Source organism: Microvirga sesbaniae (assembly GCF_025460805.1).
Lineage (GTDB): Bacteria > Pseudomonadota > Alphaproteobacteria > Rhizobiales > Beijerinckiaceae > Microvirga > Microvirga sesbaniae.
Map to the genome: position 1 here is coordinate 414,787 of NZ_JAMXFJ010000003.1, position 15,542 is coordinate 430,328.

General features: G+C 64.4%; 15 protein-coding genes. 4 read left to right on the plus strand and 11 right to left on the minus strand.

Going from position 1 to position 15,542, the window contains the following annotated elements; genetic code table 11:
- The first annotated feature begins 194 nt into the window (after window positions 1-194).
- Entirely contained in the window at window positions 195-449 is a 255-nt protein-coding gene (gene hfq / locus OCW50_RS07205) for an RNA chaperone Hfq (protein ID WP_009491222.1), read from the plus strand.
- A 1-nt stretch (window position 450) separates the two neighbouring features.
- Window positions 451-1,845, plus strand: coding sequence for a GTPase HflX (hflX, locus tag OCW50_RS07210; protein ID WP_262296947.1), 1,395 nt, complete (start codon window positions 451-453; stop codon window positions 1,843-1,845).
- Here the strand turns inward: hflX and mazG are convergent.
- Window positions 1,840-2,685 (minus strand): nucleoside triphosphate pyrophosphohydrolase, encoded by an 846-nt coding sequence (gene mazG, locus OCW50_RS07215; protein ID WP_262296948.1) that lies wholly within the window; start codon window positions 2,683-2,685, stop codon window positions 1,840-1,842. The genes hflX and mazG overlap by 6 nt on opposite strands.
- 135 nt (window positions 2,686-2,820) lie before the next feature.
- On the opposite strand from mazG, the gene OCW50_RS07220 reads away from it, so the two are divergent.
- Window positions 2,821-3,264, plus strand: coding sequence for an OsmC family protein (locus OCW50_RS07220; protein ID WP_262296949.1), 444 nt, complete (start codon window positions 2,821-2,823; stop codon window positions 3,262-3,264).
- Window positions 3,265-3,291: 27 nt separating this feature from the next.
- Complete coding sequence (locus OCW50_RS07225) at window positions 3,292-4,347, plus strand: histone deacetylase family protein (protein ID WP_262296950.1); 1,056 nt, start codon at window positions 3,292-3,294, stop codon at window positions 4,345-4,347.
- Between the two features lie 144 nt (window positions 4,348-4,491).
- Here OCW50_RS07225 and OCW50_RS07230 read toward each other — a convergent pair whose 3' ends face one another.
- The 10 genes from OCW50_RS07230 to OCW50_RS07275 form a co-directional block, all read right to left on the minus strand.
- On the minus strand, window positions 4,492-4,863 hold the full coding sequence (locus OCW50_RS07230; protein WP_262296951.1) for a hypothetical protein: 372 nt from the start codon (window positions 4,861-4,863) through the stop codon (window positions 4,492-4,494).
- A gap of 94 nt (window positions 4,864-4,957) precedes the next feature.
- Window positions 4,958-5,755 (minus strand): MBL fold metallo-hydrolase, encoded by a 798-nt coding sequence (locus tag OCW50_RS07235; protein WP_262296952.1) that lies wholly within the window; start codon window positions 5,753-5,755, stop codon window positions 4,958-4,960.
- Entirely contained in the window at window positions 5,752-6,561 is an 810-nt protein-coding gene (locus tag OCW50_RS07240; RefSeq protein ID WP_262296953.1) for a TatD family hydrolase, read from the minus strand. Before OCW50_RS07240 ends, OCW50_RS07235 begins: the two co-directional genes overlap by 4 nt.
- Before the next feature lie 58 nt (window positions 6,562-6,619).
- A complete protein-coding gene (locus tag OCW50_RS07245) occupies window positions 6,620-7,951 on the minus strand; it encodes a family 1 glycosylhydrolase (protein ID WP_262268984.1) in 1,332 nt (443 codons plus the stop codon).
- A 47-nt stretch (window positions 7,952-7,998) separates the two neighbouring features.
- On the minus strand, window positions 7,999-9,549 hold the full coding sequence (gene metG / locus OCW50_RS07250) for a methionine--tRNA ligase (RefSeq protein WP_262296954.1): 1,551 nt from the start codon (window positions 9,547-9,549) through the stop codon (window positions 7,999-8,001).
- A 46-nt stretch (window positions 9,550-9,595) separates the two neighbouring features.
- Window positions 9,596-10,660, minus strand: a complete 1,065-nt coding sequence (locus OCW50_RS07255) for a DNA polymerase III subunit delta' (protein ID WP_262296955.1) — start codon at window positions 10,658-10,660, stop codon at window positions 9,596-9,598.
- Window positions 10,650-11,324 (minus strand): dTMP kinase, encoded by a 675-nt coding sequence (gene tmk / locus OCW50_RS07260; protein WP_262296956.1) that lies wholly within the window; start codon window positions 11,322-11,324, stop codon window positions 10,650-10,652. Before tmk ends, OCW50_RS07255 begins: the two co-directional genes overlap by 11 nt.
- Entirely contained in the window at window positions 11,324-12,535 is a 1,212-nt protein-coding gene (locus OCW50_RS07265; protein WP_262296957.1) for a D-alanyl-D-alanine carboxypeptidase family protein, read from the minus strand. The genes tmk and OCW50_RS07265 overlap by 1 nt, the downstream gene beginning before the upstream one ends.
- A gap of 126 nt (window positions 12,536-12,661) precedes the next feature.
- Entirely contained in the window at window positions 12,662-13,639 is a 978-nt protein-coding gene (locus tag OCW50_RS07270; protein WP_262296958.1) for a septal ring lytic transglycosylase RlpA family protein, read from the minus strand.
- 873 nt (window positions 13,640-14,512) lie between these two features.
- Window positions 14,513-14,779, minus strand: coding sequence for a hypothetical protein (locus tag OCW50_RS07275; RefSeq protein ID WP_262296959.1), 267 nt, complete (start codon window positions 14,777-14,779; stop codon window positions 14,513-14,515).
- Window positions 14,780-15,542: the final 763 nt, after the last annotated feature.

Genomic DNA, 15,542 nt, shown 5'->3' on the forward strand with positions numbered 1-15,542 from the left:
TCGGGAAAGAACGAAAACCTACAATCCACGGGAAAATATGCTCCGAGGGGGTAGAACTGTTGCGCCCCCCTTGCCGAACGCTGCCGTTCGCCCTGTAATAGATCTGCCGGTCACCGACCGCACGAAAGCGGACAACCATATTCAGGCGGCCCCATAGCCAAGACCGGCGGCGATGGGCTGGCGAGGCAACTTCAATGGCGGGCGATCGCGCGCAGAATCTTCAGGACACATTTCTGAACTATGTTCGGAAGCAGAAAATCCCCCTGACGATCTTTCTCGTGAACGGGGTGAAGCTTCAGGGCGTCGTGACCTGGTTCGATAATTTCTGCGTCCTTCTGCGCAGGGATGGTCATTCGCAGCTGGTTTACAAACACGCCATTTCCACCATCATGCCAGGACAGCCCGTGCAGTTGTTCGACCAGATCGACGAGGCTGGCGAGAAGGCTTGAGGTGACCGAACCACGCAGCCCTGGGGAAGAACGTCTCGCCCAGCTTGCCGAACCTGAAAAAGAGGTTGCAGCCGGCACAAGAGCCCTTGTGATCGGCCCCTATCTGACCCGCAGGCGGCGCGCATCGGTGGAATCGGACGGTGAGGGCGGCAACCCACGCCCTCCCGAAGCGCGCCTCGACGAGATCACCGGCCTCGCCCTCGCCATCGACCTGACCATCGTGCATTCGCTGATTGCGCCTCTTGCGTCGCCGCGTCCCGCCACGTTCATCGGCAGCGGCAAGGTCGAGGAGCTGGCCGGTCTGATCCGGGCCGAAGAGGTCGGGCTCGTGGTGATGGACTGCGCCCTCAGTCCGGTGCAGCAGCGAAACCTCGAGAAGGCCTGGGGTGCCAAGGTCATCGACCGGACCGGGCTGATTCTCGAAATCTTCGGGCGCCGGGCCCGCACGAAAGAGGGCACCCTCCAGGTCGAGCTGGCCCATCTGTCCTACCAGAAGGGCCGTCTCGTCCGCTCCTGGACTCACCTCGAGCGCCAGCGCGGCGGCTTCGGCTTCCTGGGGGGGCCGGGCGAGACCCAGATCGAGGCCGACCGGCGCCTGATCCAGGAGCGCATGACCCGGATCGAGCGTGATCTGGAGAGCGTCGTGAAGACACGCTCCCTGCACCGGACCAGCCGGCGGCGGGTCCCCTATCCGATCATCGCCCTGGTCGGCTACACCAATGCGGGCAAGTCGACCCTGTTCAACCGGATGACCCAGGCCGATGTCCTGGCCGAGAACATGCTGTTCGCGACCCTGGATCCGACCTCGCGAGCCATTGAGCTGCCGCATGGGGAGAAAGCCATCCTGTCGGACACCGTCGGGTTCATCTCCGATCTGCCGACGATGCTCGTGGCTGCCTTTCGGGCGACTCTGGAGGATGTGGTCGAAGCGGATGTCCTGCTTCATGTCCGGGACGTATCCCACGGAGAGACCGAGGCTCAGGCCGGCGACGTCGCCGTCGTCCTGCGGGAGCTCGGGATCGATCCGGATGACACGAAGCGGGTCGTCGAGGTCTGGAACAAGGCGGATCTCCTGTCGCCCGAGGACCGTGAGAGGCTGTCCGCCACGTCCCACCGGACGGACGAGGAGCGGCGGCCGATCCTCATCTCGGCCCTGACCGGCGACGGCATCCCCGAACTGCTCGCCACGATCGAGCAGCACCTGGCTCTGGGACGACCGACCTACGAGGTCGACGTGGCTCCGGAAGACGGGCAGGGGCTCGCCTGGCTGCACGAGAACACGGAGATCCTGGAGCGCCGGGCGAAGGAGAATGGGCACACCATCCTTCAGGTCCGGCTTGTTTCCGGCAAGGAACCCCGGTTCCTGAACAGGTTTCCCGAGGCGCGCGTCCTATAGGGCCGAGCCGGATTTCCGCTCGGCGAGCTTCGCCGCCACCCAGAGCCGCTCCATCTCGTCGAGCGACGCTTCATCAAGGCTCCTGTCCTGCGCCCCAAGAGCCGTCTCGATCGCCCTGAAGCGCCGTTCGAACTTGGCGTTGGTCCGCCGGAGGGCGCGCTCGGAATCGATCGAAAAATGCCGGGCGAGATTGGTCACCGAAAACAGCAGGTCGCCGATCTCGTCTTCGATCCTGTCTCGATCACCGGATGAAGATGCGTCCTTAACCTCTTCCAGCTCCTCGTGAATTTTATCGATGACTTGTGTTGCCTCGGGCCAGTCGAACCCGACCCTGGCGGCCTTCGAGGTCAGCTTCTGGGCCCTGGTCAAAGCGGGCAGGGCAGTCGGAATTCCGCCGAGGAATCCGGCCTCGTGCGCTTCGGGCGACTGCCCGAGTGCCTCGCGGTCGGCGCGCCGCTCGGCCTTCTCTTCCGACTTGATCCTGTCCCAGAGGCTTTTCACGTCCTCGGGCGACAGGTCCCTGATGTCTCCGAAAACGTGGGGATGACGCCTGATGAGCTTGCGCGTGATGGCGTCGACCACGTCGGGAAAGGCGAACGCGCCCTGCTCTTCCGCCATGCGGGCGTGGAAGACGACCTGAAGCAGCAAATCGCCGAGTTCGTCCCGCAGATCGGCCAGATCGCCGCGCTCGATGGCGTCGACCACCTCGTAGGCTTCCTCCAGCGTGTAGGGGGCGATCGATGCGAAGTCCTGCTCGAGATCCCAGGGACAGCCGGTCTCGGGCGTGCGCAGGGCCGCCATGATCTCGATCAGCCGCGTGATGTCCGTGGAAGGCTTCATGATGGAATCCCTGGTCGCTTCGGCCGTGTCATAGCCTGAGGACAGAACGACCGGCTAGCCGGAATTGCCTCATCGCCCTGGTTTAGCGGTATAAGGTGAGCAGGACACCTCAAGCACAGCAAGGACGAAACCCCAATGAGAGCGCGGGTCAAACTGGTCGACGGCATGATGTTCGTGGGCGAGTCCGGGAGCGGCCATGCCGTCGTCATGGACGGGGCGCCCGAATATGGCGGACGCAACGTCGGCATCCGCCCCATGGAGATGCTTCTGATCGGGCTCGGCGGCTGCACGGCGTTCGATGTGGTTCAGATCCTCAGGAAGGGCCGCGAGCAGGTCACGGATTGCGACGTCGAGGTCACGGCCGAGCGCGCCGAGACGGATCCCAAGGTCTTCACGGCCATTCATATCGAATACCGGGTCAAGGGGAGGGATCTCGCGCCGGCCAAGGTCGAGCGGGCGATCGAGCTCTCCAAGGAGAAGTACTGCTCCGCCTCGATCATGCTGGGAGCGGTCGCCAAGATCACCCATTCCTGGACGGCCATCGAGGAAGCCGGGGACATGGAGGCCGCCTCCTCCTGAAACCTTCCCTGACCCGAGGCCATCACCATGAAGCTGTTCTTCTCTGACGCCCAACTGGCTCATCGACCCAGGCAATACATGGTGCATGGCCGGATCGTTGCGCCCTTCGAAAACCCCGACCGGGCGACGACGCTTCTCGCGGTTCTGGAGGCGCAGGGACTGATCGCGACCGATCCGGGCGACCGCGGTCCGGACCCGATCCTGGCCGTTCATGCCGACCATTACGTGGATTTCCTTCAGGGGGCCTACGATCGCTTCCTGGAACTGCCGCATCATGGTCCGGAGGTGCTGCCGAACGTGCATCCCTATCGAGGCTCGAGCGGCGATCTGGAGGAACGCGGCAGGCCGCGCCCGACAGGGATTCTCGGCCAAGCCGGCTGGTATGTGGGCGACATGTCCTGCGCCATCATGGCAGGCACCTTCCAGGCCGCCTACGCGTCCGCCCAGGCGGCCATTGCCGCAGCCGAGGCGGTGCTGGCCGGCGAGCGTGCGTCCTTCGCGCTCTGCCGTCCGCCCGGACACCACGCCTATGCGGACCGGGCCTCGGGCTTCTGCTTCTTCAACAATGCCGCCATCGCGGCCACCTTGCTGCGCGGCCACTTCGCCAAGGTCGCCATCGTGGATTTCGATACGCACCACGGCGATGGGACGCAGGCGATCTTCTATACCCGCCCGGATGTCCTCTACGGCTCCGTGCATACCGATCCCACGGCCTATTATCCGCATTACGCGGGTTATGCGGACGAAACCGGGGCCGGGCTCGGCGAAGGCGCCAATCACAATCTGCCGCTCGCCCCGGGGGCCGACGGCGAGGCGTTCATCGACGCCAATCAGAGGCTGGCGCTGGCCGTTCAGGCCCATGGAGCGGAAGCGCTGGTGCTGTCGGCCGGCTGGGACGCCCATCGGGACGACCCGTTGTCGAAGCTCGACATCACGACCGACGCCTATGCCCGCATCGGAGAGATCTGGGGCAAGATCGACCTTCCGACCCTGATCGTCCAGGAGGGCGGATATTCGCTGGCGGCGGTCGCCGAGGCCGCGCCGGCTTTCATCGCCGCATTCCGGGAGAATGGCGCCGGATAGGCCTGGCGGCGCCGGCGATCACGCGCTCTTCGGGTTTGACGGGTCGGAAGCAGCCCCGGCGATCGGGGCCGAGGGAAGGGTGCGCCGAGGAGCGCAGCCAAGCCTGCACACGAAATTCGCATAAGATATATTATGGAACTAACGCTATCGCCCCGGCGGCTCTTCGCTGGCCCCCCGACCGGCGTCCGTGCCGAGCGCGGAATACCATTCCGCATATGGCGTATCCCGGACCAGCTGCCGGTTGTAGTCAGGCGCGCCGTCGCTCCACCACACGGGACCACGTTCGCCGAGTGCTCGCTTCGCGTCATCGACCCGGGCACGAACTCTGGCCAGTGCCTCCGGATCGTCCCTGACGCTGCGGACGGCCCGGCGCGCCGTCATCAGCTCGTGCACAAGGCGCTCGCGCTCCTGAGGCTCGAGTTCCGGATTGCTCAAGCGCCACAGCCGACCGCGGACCACGAAATACCGGCCATCGGGCGTTCGCGGATACGGGGTGCCTGTTCGCGCACGGCTCACCGGTCGCCCCGATCGCCGGCTTGGGAAAGCAGCCTGGCCGGAACCGGCCGGTCCTGTCCGAAGGGACTGGGTGTCCGTCCTTCCCGTCCTTCCATCACGCCGTCTCGACCTGAAGTCCGTCGTAGGCCGGCTCGATATGCGGTGGCAGCTCGCGGCGAAGCGTCTCGTAGTCCAGATCCGTGTGCAGGTTCGTCAGAATGGCTCGCCTCGGCCGGACCCTGCCGATGAGCTCCAGAGCTTCCGAAAGCGAGAAATGGGTCGGATGAGGCGTGTAGCGCAAGGCGTCCAGGATCAGGACCTCCAGCCCCTCCAAGGCCGGCAGGCTCTCATCCGGCATGTGGCTCACGTCCGGAGCGTAAGCGATGCCGCCGAACCGGAAGCCGAGAGCATCGATATCGCCGTGAACCATCCGGAACGGCAGCGCGTCGACCGGGCCGCCGGCGCCCGACACCGCCACCGGAACGCCGGGCTTCAGGCAGCGCATTTTCAGGATCGGCGGATAGCTGCTGCCGGCCGGCGTCTCGAAACAATAGCCGAACCGCATCTGGAGCAGCTCGCTGGTCATCCGGTCGGCATAGACCGGGATCCGCTGATGCTGAACGATCGCGAGCGGCCGCAGATCGTCAATCCCGTGGATGTGGTCCGCATGCTCGTGGGTGACCAGAACGCCGTCGAGGTGCCGCACGTCGGCCCCGAGGAGCTGGTCGCGCAGATCGGGACCTGTATCGACCAGGACGGTGGTGACGCCACCGGGCCCGGTTCGCTCCACGAGAACGGAACAGCGCCTGCGCCGGTTCTTCGGGTTGTTCGGGTCGCAGGCTCCCCAGCCGACGCCCACCCGCGGCACGCCCGCGGAGGATCCGCAGCCGAGGATCGTCAGTCTCGTCGTCATGACGCGAGCGCCCGCCCGGAAGCCGCATCGGCGGAGGCCGCCTTGGAGAACAGGCGATAGAAGTTACCTGTCGTCAACGTGGCGATGTCCTGCTCGCCCACGCCGGCCACCTCGGCAAGAACGCGGGCCGTGTGGGCCACGAAGGCCGGTTCGTTGGTCTTGCCGCGATGCGGCACGGGAGCGAGATAGGGGGCATCGGTCTCCACGAGCAGGCGATCGTGCGGAACGGCAGCGGCGATCCGGCGGATCTCCTCCGAGTTCCGGAAGGTCAGGATGCCGGAGAAGGACACGTAGAGCCCAAGTTCGACCCCGACTCGGGCGAGCTGTTCGCCGGACGAGAAGCAGTGAAGAACCGCATTGAAGCGCCCTCGCCCCATCTCGTCGGTCAGGATCCGGATCATGTCCTCGTCGGCGTTCCGGGCATGGATCACCAGAGGCAAACCGGTTTCCCGCGCGGCCGCTATATGGGTGCGGAAAACCCGCTGCTGCACGTCGTGCGGGCTTTTGTCGTAATGGTAATCGAGGCCGGCTTCGCCGATGGCGACGCAGCGCGGATGCCCGGACAGCTCGATCAGCCGCTCGGCCGGCACGTCCGGTTCGGCGGCCGCGTTGTGGGGGTGCGTCCCGACGGTGCAGAAGATGTCGTGATGGGCTTCGGCCAGGGACCGGTAGGTCTGGAAGCGCTCCACATGGGTCGAGATGGTCACCATGCGGCCGACCCCGGCGGCCGCGGCCGACGCCAGAACATCGGGGAGGCGGCTCTGAAAGTCCGGGAAATCCAGGTGGCAATGGCTGTCGACCAACATCGGTGAAGGCGCCCTCCTCTATGGTGGTTTGCTGCATAAAGCGGTTCAAAGCCTGCGTCTAGCGACGCACCCCCTGGGCGGTCGCCTCCGGCTCGTCATCCTCTTTGGTTTCCTTGTGGCGCATCCGGCGAAGCCGCTCCTGCTGCCGGGATACGGGAGCTTCGTCGTGTTCCTGCGGCCGAACCACGGGGACCGCCAGGCACACGCTCTGGGCCGGAAGGACATCGCACCAGTCGTGCATCAGCTGCTTGTAGCAGCGTCCGACCGGTCGGATGTTGCGATCCAGGTCGTACAACCCCACCGGCGTGACACGGTTGTTCTCCTGGCGCAGGGCCGTGTCCCAGTCCATCTGGTCCGTGAGCGAGTACCAGGTGAACCCGACGATCGGCACGCCGGTGTTGCGCACCCGCAGGACGTTGGCCCATTGCTTCCAGAGCCAGTTCACGGCTTCGTCGCCGTTCGGCCCCTGCATCAGATTCGTCTCCGTATGCATGACCGGAAGCCGATACCGGTCGTAATATTGGCGGGTGATCTCGTCGTAGCCGAAGACATCGCCGGCCGAGCGCGTCGAGCCGTCGGCGCAGACCCGGTGCTCGTTGGTCACGTAGTAGTCGTTCCCCATGATGCAGTGGTGGCGGAGCGAGGAACGGCTGAGGAAGAAGTGGTACTCGTCGCGGCTCATGCCGCTATCCATCAGGAACTCGTACATCTCCGAGTCGATTCTGCGGCCATAATTCAGGTCGAGGGACAGGAAGCGCCGGGCGTTCATGATCTCGGCCGGCTTGATCGCGGCCGGGTTCTCGGCGTGGAAATACTCGGACGACTCGCTCTGGATGAACAGGGCGTCCGGCCGGACCTTGAGGATCCGCTCCATGGCGAGGACGTTGGCCTTCACGATATGCTTGAGGGCGGTCACGAAACTCTGGTCGCTGGTCATCTGCTCGTTCCACCAGCCGTAGGCGGCGGAGAACTGGGCGCAGATGAACATCTCGTTGATCGGCGTGTAGAGCTGCACCCAGTGGTAGCGGCGCGCGAAGTCTTCGGCATAGGACGCGAAAAGATCCGGGAAATCCGGGTTCTGGAAGTTGCCGATCCAGTCCGGGACGCCGAAGTGGCAGAGATCCACGATGGGAATGATGTTGCGGCGGAAAATCTCGCCGAACGTCATGTCGGCGAAGGACCAATCGTAACGGCCCGGCCCGATGAACGTCGTATGCAGGGGCGGACCGTAGCGCAGGACCTGGATGTCCAGGTCGTTCAGAAGGTCGAAATCCGTCTTCCAATGGGTGTAATGGCCGCATTTCTCCATCTGGTCGATGCGGGTGCGGCCATTGTTGATGGTCGGGATGCTGTTCTCGATCCCGGTCGCGAACATGAAGCTGGTGTACATCGCGCGCTTCCGCTGAGGGCCCGGCCGGGCCTTTCGAAGCGGACGCGTCAGGACGCCTCCGCCTCGATATAACGCGGGAAAATCGGCCCAGGTTGCGGAAGCGCCGTGCCGGCCGCCAGACGGTGCTCCGGTCCGATCGCCGCGATTGCCCTGCCCTCCGGCGCAACAGCCAGCAGGTCCAGCAGCTTGGCGGCGGCCGTCGGAACGAACGGCTGAGCCAGAATGCCGACGGCGCGCAGAATCTCGGCCGTCACATAGAGGACGGTGTTCATGCGGGCGGGATCGCTCTTGCGCAGCACCCACGGCTCCTGGGAGGCGAAGTACCGATTGGCCTCCGCCACGACGGCCCAGATCTCGGCCAGGGCCGTATGGACGGCGAAATCCTTCATGGCCGCCCTCGCCTTCCCGGGCAAGGCGTCGGCCAGCCAGAGGACGTCCTGGTCCGCCTGGGTGAACGCGCCTGGCTGCGGCACGGCGGCGTCGCAGTTCTTGGCGATCATCGAGAGCGACCGCTGCGCCAGGTTCCCGAGATCGTTCGCCAGATCCGCATTGATGCGGTTGACGATGGCCTCATGGGAATAGTTCCCGTCCTGGCCGAACGGGACCTCGCGCATGAAGAAGTAGCGGATCTGGTCGACCCCGTATGTGTCGGCAAGGTCGAAGGGATCGACCACGTTGCCGACCGACTTCGACATCTTCTCGCCCTTGTTGAGCAGGAAGCCATGCCCGAAGACGCGCTTCGGCAACGGCAGCTCGGCCGACATCAGGAAGGCCGGCCAGTAGACCGTATGGAAGCGCACGATGTCCTTGCCGATGATGTGAACGTCGGCCGGCCAGTAATGCCAGCGCGGATCGTTCTCATCGGGGAATCCGCAGCCCGTGACGTAGTTGTTGAGGGCATCGATCCACACGTACATGACGTGCTTCGGGTCGCCCGGCACCGGCAGGCCCCAGGCGAAGGTCGTCCGGCTGATCGAGAGATCCTGCAGCCCGGACCGCACGAAGCTCGTGATCTCGTTGCGGCGGGTCTCCGGGCTGATGAAGTCCGGGCTGGCCTCGTAGAGGGCGAGGAGCCTGTCCTGATAGGCGGAGAGCCGGAAAAAGTAGCTCTCCTCCTCGATCCACTCGACCGGCGTGCCGGTCGGCGCGCGCCAGCTGCCGTCCGGCTGCTTCGTCAGCTCGCTCTCGTCGTAATAGGCCTCGTCCCGCACCGAGTACCAGCCGGAATACTTCGACAGGTAGATGTCGCCCTTCTCCTGCATCCGGCGCCAGAGTTCCTGCGTCGAGGGCAGATGATCCGAATCCGTGGTGCGGATGAAGCGGTCGTAGGAGCAGTCCAGCCGGTCGGCCATGGCCTTGAACTTGGCCGCCATCTCGTCGACGAAGGCCTTCGGGGTGGTGCCGTTCCTGTCGGCCGTCTGCTGGATCTTCAGGCCGTGCTCGTCCGTGCCGGTCATGAAGAACACGTCATAGCCGTCGATGCGCTTGAACCGGGCGATCGCGTCGGAGGCCACGACCTCGTAGGCATGGCCGATATGGGGAGCACCATTCGGGTACGAGATAGCCGTGGTGATGTAGAATTTCTGCTTGTCGGCCATGTCGGATCCTAAGCCCTGAAATCAAAAACCTTCGAGAAACGAAGCTTCAAGCCGCCCGCCGAACCGCATCGGCGAGATCGTCGAACATCGTCAGGATGAAGGGCCGGCGGTCGAGGTTGAACACGTCGATCTCCCGCGCCGAACGGCCGATCTTCTCACATACCTCCACCAAAGGTGCAAGGCGCGACGCGCCGAGGCCCGCCTGCTCGTGGAGGCGCTCGGAGACCCAGCGCTCCACCGTTTCGAGGGCCAGCGCGTAGGTGTCGTCCGCATCCCGGCGAGAGAGGGCTTCCGCAAGCGCGAGGACCTGTCTGGCATCGGTCGCCGGCAACCCGTCCAGGAGACGGGTGATCTGGTCGATGAAGGCGACCTTCTCCGCGTCGAGCAACTCCAAGGTGCGTCGGACGGAGCCCTCGCCGTAAGGCAGAGCCTGCTCCACCAGATCCCGGGGAATATCGCTCCAGGGCGAGCCGAGGGAGGCGATGGCCGCCTGGATGTCCCGATCCTCCAGAGGGCGCAGGAGAAGCCGGCGGCAACGGGACCGAATGGTGGGAAGCACCCTCTGCGGGGCATGACTGACGATGAGGAAGAGCGAACGCGGCGGCGGCTCCTCGATCACCTTGAGCAGCGCGTTGGCGCTCGAGATCGTCAGATCCTCGGCGCTGTCGACGATGCAGACCCGGTATCCTCCGTCGGCAGCGGTCGAGCCGAACATGGCGAGCGCCCGACGGACCGCGTCGACCGGGATGGTCGCGGACGGCCCCTTCTTGTCCGTGGCCGGAGCCCTTCTCAGGACCGAAAGGTTGGGGTGGGACAGGGCCGCCACCTGGCGCGCCGCACTCGAATCGGGGGACAGGTCCAGGCTCGAAATGGCTTGATCGCGGCTCTTTCGCGGGTCGAGAACCGTGCGGGCGACCCGGTAGGCCAGAGTGGCCTTGCCGATCCCCTGAGCGCCGCCGATCAGCCAGGCGTGGTGAAGGCGGCCGCTGCGCAACCCTTCCAGGAAGGCCTCCTCGCCTTCCCTGTGGCCGAAGAACGCGAACTGCTCCCGGGGATGCGGGGCTCCCTCCAGCTGATCCGGCTCGGCGACATCTTCAGCGTCACGCGACATCGAGCGACCTCGCGGCGGGTTCCGTCACCTGGGGAAGGCGCTCGCGCAGGGCCGCCCAGATCGCGGCCGCGACTTCGTCCGGATCCTGATCCGCATTGATCACGGCGCATCGTTCCGGCGCGGCCCGGGCGATGGAGAGATAGGCCTGACGGAGAGACTGGTGGAAGGAGAGGTCCTCTCTCTCGAACCGGTCAGCGCCCTCGCCCTTCCCGGCCTGCCGCGCTCCCGCCCGGGCGAGTCCCGTCTCCGCCGGGAGATCGAGGATGAACGTGAGGTCGGGCTTCACGCCCCGGAGAGTGATGGCCTCGAGCCGGTCGATCAGTCCCTTGTCGATGTTGCCCAGGGAGCCCTGATACGCCCGGGTGGAATCGGCGAAGCGGTCGCAAAGAACGTGGGTCCCGTTCGTGAGCGCCGGCACGATCGTCCTGTCCAGGTGGTCGATCCGGGCGGCGGCGAACAGGAGAGCTTCCGCGAACGCCCCGAGATGCTTGGCGTGGCCTTCCAGGATGAAGGCGCGGATCTCCTCGGCATGGGGCGATCCGCCGGGCTCGCGGGTCACGAGAACGGGCTGGCCCATCTGCGACAGACGGGCCCTGAGCCTCTCGATCTGTGTCGACTTGCCGGCGCCCTCCCCGCCTTCGAAGGTGATGAAGCAGCCTTTCATCAAATGCCTTCGATCACGCTCGTGAAGGCGCGGCGCACCCAGCCGGTGCTGAATTCCAGCAACCCATCCAGGGCGCGCTGGCTCAGCGTCCCTTCCTGGACGTCCTCATTGGCATAGAGCGGCATGTCGAGAGCCTGCATGTCCCCGCGGTTGACCTGGAGCCGGGCCACCTCGGCCCCTTTCTGGACAGGGGCTTTCAGGGGGCCGGTGTAGATGATGCGCGCGGTCACCCGTTCGCCTTCTCCACGAGGCACAAGTACACGAACCGGCTTCTGCGACACAAGCGGCAGGGACCGCCGGCTCCCGCCGAAAACCTGAGCCTCTCCAACGACCTGCCCCTCGGCGAACAGCTGCTGGGTTTCGAAGGCCCGGAAGCCCCAGTCCAGGAGCTTGCGCGACTCGGCCGCGCGGTCCTTGGCCGTCTTGAGACCGTTCACGACCACGATGAGCCGTTGGTCGTTCTGGACGGCCGAGCCGATGAGACCGAAGCCGGATTCATCGATATTGCCCGTCTTCAGCCCGTCGGCCCCGATATCGAGGAACAGCAGCGGATTACGGTTCTGCTGGCGGATCTTGTTCCAGGTGAAATCGCGCTCCCCGAAGATCTTGTAGAGATCGGGATAGGTCTCGATGATGTAGAGGGCGAGCTTCGCCAGGTCCCGGACGGTGGTCTTCTGCTCGGGGTGTCCGTAGCCGGTTGCGTTGCGGAAAGTCGTCTTGGTCAGGCCGATCTGCTTGGCCCGCTCGTTCATCATGCGGGCGAAGTTGTCTTCCGTACCGGCCACGCCCTCGGCGATCGTGATGGCGGCGTCGTTGCCCGACTGAATGATGAGACCCCGCAGCAGATCTTCGAGCCGGATCGAGGTGTTCACCCGGGCGAACATGGCCGAGCCGCCCGATCCCCCGCCCCCTTTGCGCCAGGCATTCTCCGAGACGGTGAACTCGCTGTCGAAATTCAGGCGGCCATTCTTGATCTCGTTGAACACCACCTCGGCCGTCATGGTCTTGGCCATGCTGGCCGGCACCGTCGGCTCGTCGGCATTCTTCTCGAACAGAACCGCATGGCTCCCAGCGTCCATGAGGATGGCCGTGGGCGCCATGGTCTGAAAATTCTGGGCTTGCGCGGCCTGCGGCCAGGCGACCGAGAGGGAGATGGCGCTCCATACCAAACCAATCGCCGCCAGGCAGCGGGCGACCTTAACGTGACGCATCGTCAAATTCTCCAGGATCCTCCCTTAGGAGACCCCGAATCTGTGGCGCGTCAACAACAAATCAACGTCCGGCTACGCTGGCCTGTGCGGCATGTTACGCGGGTTCAGGTCGGTCGAAGGCGGCCACTAGCGCAGAACGAACTTCTCCGGGCTGGCGGGCGCATAAGCCCCTGCCCTCTGGAAGCCGGATTGCGCGTTCCCGGCCGGCGCCTCGTAGAGGCTCGCGACCACTGGACGCGACGCAGGAACGGTCCCGGGAGCGGCCGAACTGATCCGCGCGACCGGGCTCGCCGCGCTCGGGATCGTCCCGAGGTCGAATGGACGCTCGGGCGGAAGTGGGACATTGCTGGCCATCGCGGCACCGGCGGGCTGGGCCGCGCGAGCCGGGGCCGAATAGGCCTCGTCGTCGGGCTCGTAGGTGCGCAGAGCGATGGCCTGCCGGGGAGCGTTGGGCTGCGGCGCCGCCCGGGCGATCATGGTCGGAGCCGCTCCGGTCAGAGAGGCCGGCGTGCCGTCCGTCCTGAGGCTCGCCAGGAGGATGCGGTCGTCGCTGCCGTTGGTGGAGGCGCGGCCGACATATTCGACCCGGACGCGAGCCGTTCCCGACTGCCGGAAGCCCAGAGCGGCGGCGGCCTTCTCGGAGACGTCGATGACCCGGTTCCCGTGGAAGGGGCCGCGATCGTTGACCCGGACGATCATCGAATGACCGTTCTGTAGGTTCGTCACGCGGGCGTAGCTCGGCAGCGGCATGGTCGTGTGCGCGGCCGCGATGGAATCGCGGTCGAAGACCTCGCCGTTGGCCGTCATGCGGCCATGGAAATTGGACCCGTACCAGGAGGCGAGCCCCTCGCTGGCGCGGGGGGTCTCGTTCGGAACATAGGTGCGGCCGGCGACCATATAGGGCTTGCCGACCATCTCGCGGCCGCCGCCCTTCGGGATCGGCTGGCCGTCGGCCACGACCTTCGGGCTTGGGGCTACGCCGTATTTGGGATCGATGCCGCCACGCACATTCGAGGAGCAATTGGCTGCCGTCAGGGCGATCGCGGTCACGCCTGCGATGCGGATGAGCGTCCACTGATTGAAGGACGAGGCCTGTCCCTTCATTCCGGTCTTCGCAGCAGCGCCCTCACAAGCCATCTCGTCTCGCATCCTATCGTCTGTTCGGCGCATGGCGTCTCCTCCACTGCGCGGACATCAAGCCAAAGTGCTGATCCACTCCTTAAAAGGAAGTTAAACCGCCGCGCTTGTCAATGGCAAAGCTGCCAGAGCTGAAACAATAATACATTTTGCGAAACGGCATTATGATTCAGGAGGTTGGGGCTACTTCCTGAGATACAGGTTTCGGGAGATCTCTGACTCCTGGGCTGATCTGGAGGCCCGGCAGAGGGCGCAAAATCAGCGGGCATCGCCGCCGGCGAAATCGATTTCGGTCCTATTCGGAGAAGCTTAGCCGAAGATGCTCATGCGCGACGTCCTCGATGCCGGAGTTCTAAACGGAATCGGGCTCAGATTTGCGAGGAATTGGTTAAAAAATCCCTTCGCTTCCCGTGAGGCCGCGCGGAAAGAAAGACGGAGGATGGCGGAGGGGATGAGGTCCTCCTAGTTGAATCACTAGGCCATTGTTTTGTTAGATTTCAATGGGTTGACTAAAGATACCTGTGTGGAGAAACCGGGTCGATTAGCTGTATGGAGCCTTCCCCCATGCAACTCGTTGAGCGTCATCAGCCAACCTACCGGGCCGACAACTGGCACCGAGGCCCAGGCCAAACCCGTTCACTTATCTCTTGGGGTTCTATCCAACTGAACCACAACGGCCTGAGGGGACCATAGGGCACTAAGAACAGGCTGGGCTACAATGGCACCAACGATTGCAAAGGACGCCGCAGCAAGGCCGATATAGCCGCACGTCTGAAGACGCCTCTTGTCGGGCATTAGCTACCCTCCCGAGCATCAATGATGCCGAGTACCGCTTAATGTTCAAGCTGGTTGCGGCTCCGGCGCTTGGAGCTTCACCAGCAGGTCGCGATGAGCATACCAGTCCCTGAGCGTCTCCTGCATTTCGTGCAGCGCCGCCTTGGCGCCTGCGGTGGGCTGGGCCTCCCAGGCGAGTTCCTGAATGAGAGCAATTTGATCCGAGATCTGCTGCTTGAGGTCGTTGATGTCGCTCGTGAGCCTTTCCAGTTCTTCCGGCGGACGAAGTGCAGAGACGGATTGGCTAGAAAGACCATCTTCAAGTTTGAGCATGTCTCGGCATAGCGCCTGATGGGCTTAAAGCCAAGCTTCCCACCCCACGTCCCTGCCAAGCACGATCTCACGAAGAGCCCTGCCGTTGCCGTGGCGGGACGTCAGGGCTCTTAACCCCGCCTCAAGGAGGCATGCCTCATCCTCGCCTTGCTTTCAGAGAAACTGGCACAAGCCACGGGAAAGCGCACAAGGGGCATGCACAATGGATCACACTGATCTCTTAGAGTTGGTCGCTGACGATCTGACCCAAAGCGTCTCAAAGATGCTCATCGAGATGGGCTCGGAAGACGGTCAGAGGTTCGCCAGAAGAGCCCTCGTCAATTTCGCAACCCAAGCCCTTAGCGGCGCTCCTAGGGTCGGCGGGATGGACATCTCGACTTTCACAGACGGTGAGAGACACGCTCTGGCTCAAGCCTCGGCTATGGTGCTCGCAACCATCCAAGCGGATGCTTCGAGGCCACAGTAGGAAGCCGGGAGGCGATCTCCTCCGGATGCCACTTGCGCTGTTGCTATCTCTTCACTGGCGGCAATCTTCAGGTTGGAGGCCCGCGCACTCCAAACGCTGGAAGAAGGCCGTCAGCGACAGCACCCCCCAAAAAGAAAGAACCCCAAGCGGGGAACTTGGGGCTCTCTCACAGAGGACCATGAAGTAGCTTATGCGTCTGCCTGGGATATTCGGCGAAGAAGGCCCAGGCATAGACCCAACTCTGCGCCTGTCATTTTGGTCCGCCTCACATCCAATAATTTCGCCTAAGGCACAGGT

What these genes read in the sequence shown, in the direction of transcription:
- OCW50_RS07270 (WP_262296958.1), bottom strand. Translation starts at nt 13,639, where the DNA reads ATGAAGGGACAGGCCTCGTCCTTCAATCAGTGGACGCTCATCCGCATC.
- metG (WP_262296954.1), bottom strand. Translation starts at nt 9,549, where the DNA reads ATGGCCGACAAGCAGAAATTCTACATCACCACGGCTATCTCGTACCCG.
- OCW50_RS07265 (WP_262296957.1), bottom strand. Translation starts at nt 12,535, where the DNA reads ATGCGTCACGTTAAGGTCGCCCGCTGCCTGGCGGCGATTGGTTTGGTA.
- OCW50_RS07275 (WP_262296959.1), bottom strand. Translation starts at nt 14,779, where the DNA reads ATGCTCAAACTTGAAGATGGTCTTTCTAGCCAATCCGTCTCTGCACTT.
- OCW50_RS07245 (WP_262268984.1), bottom strand. Translation starts at nt 7,951, where the DNA reads ATGTACACCAGCTTCATGTTCGCGACCGGGATCGAGAACAGCATCCCG.
- hfq (WP_009491222.1), top strand. Translation starts at nt 195, where the DNA reads ATGGCGGGCGATCGCGCGCAGAATCTTCAGGACACATTTCTGAACTAT.
- OCW50_RS07240 (WP_262296953.1), bottom strand. Translation starts at nt 6,561, where the DNA reads ATGTTGGTCGACAGCCATTGCCACCTGGATTTCCCGGACTTTCAGAGC.
- OCW50_RS07235 (WP_262296952.1), bottom strand. Translation starts at nt 5,755, where the DNA reads ATGACGACGAGACTGACGATCCTCGGCTGCGGATCCTCCGCGGGCGTG.
- mazG (WP_262296948.1), bottom strand. Translation starts at nt 2,685, where the DNA reads ATGAAGCCTTCCACGGACATCACGCGGCTGATCGAGATCATGGCGGCC.
- OCW50_RS07255 (WP_262296955.1), bottom strand. Translation starts at nt 10,660, where the DNA reads ATGTCGCGTGACGCTGAAGATGTCGCCGAGCCGGATCAGCTGGAGGGA.
- OCW50_RS07220 (WP_262296949.1), top strand. Translation starts at nt 2,821, where the DNA reads ATGAGAGCGCGGGTCAAACTGGTCGACGGCATGATGTTCGTGGGCGAG.
- OCW50_RS07225 (WP_262296950.1), top strand. Translation starts at nt 3,292, where the DNA reads ATGAAGCTGTTCTTCTCTGACGCCCAACTGGCTCATCGACCCAGGCAA.
- tmk (WP_262296956.1), bottom strand. Translation starts at nt 11,324, where the DNA reads ATGAAAGGCTGCTTCATCACCTTCGAAGGCGGGGAGGGCGCCGGCAAG.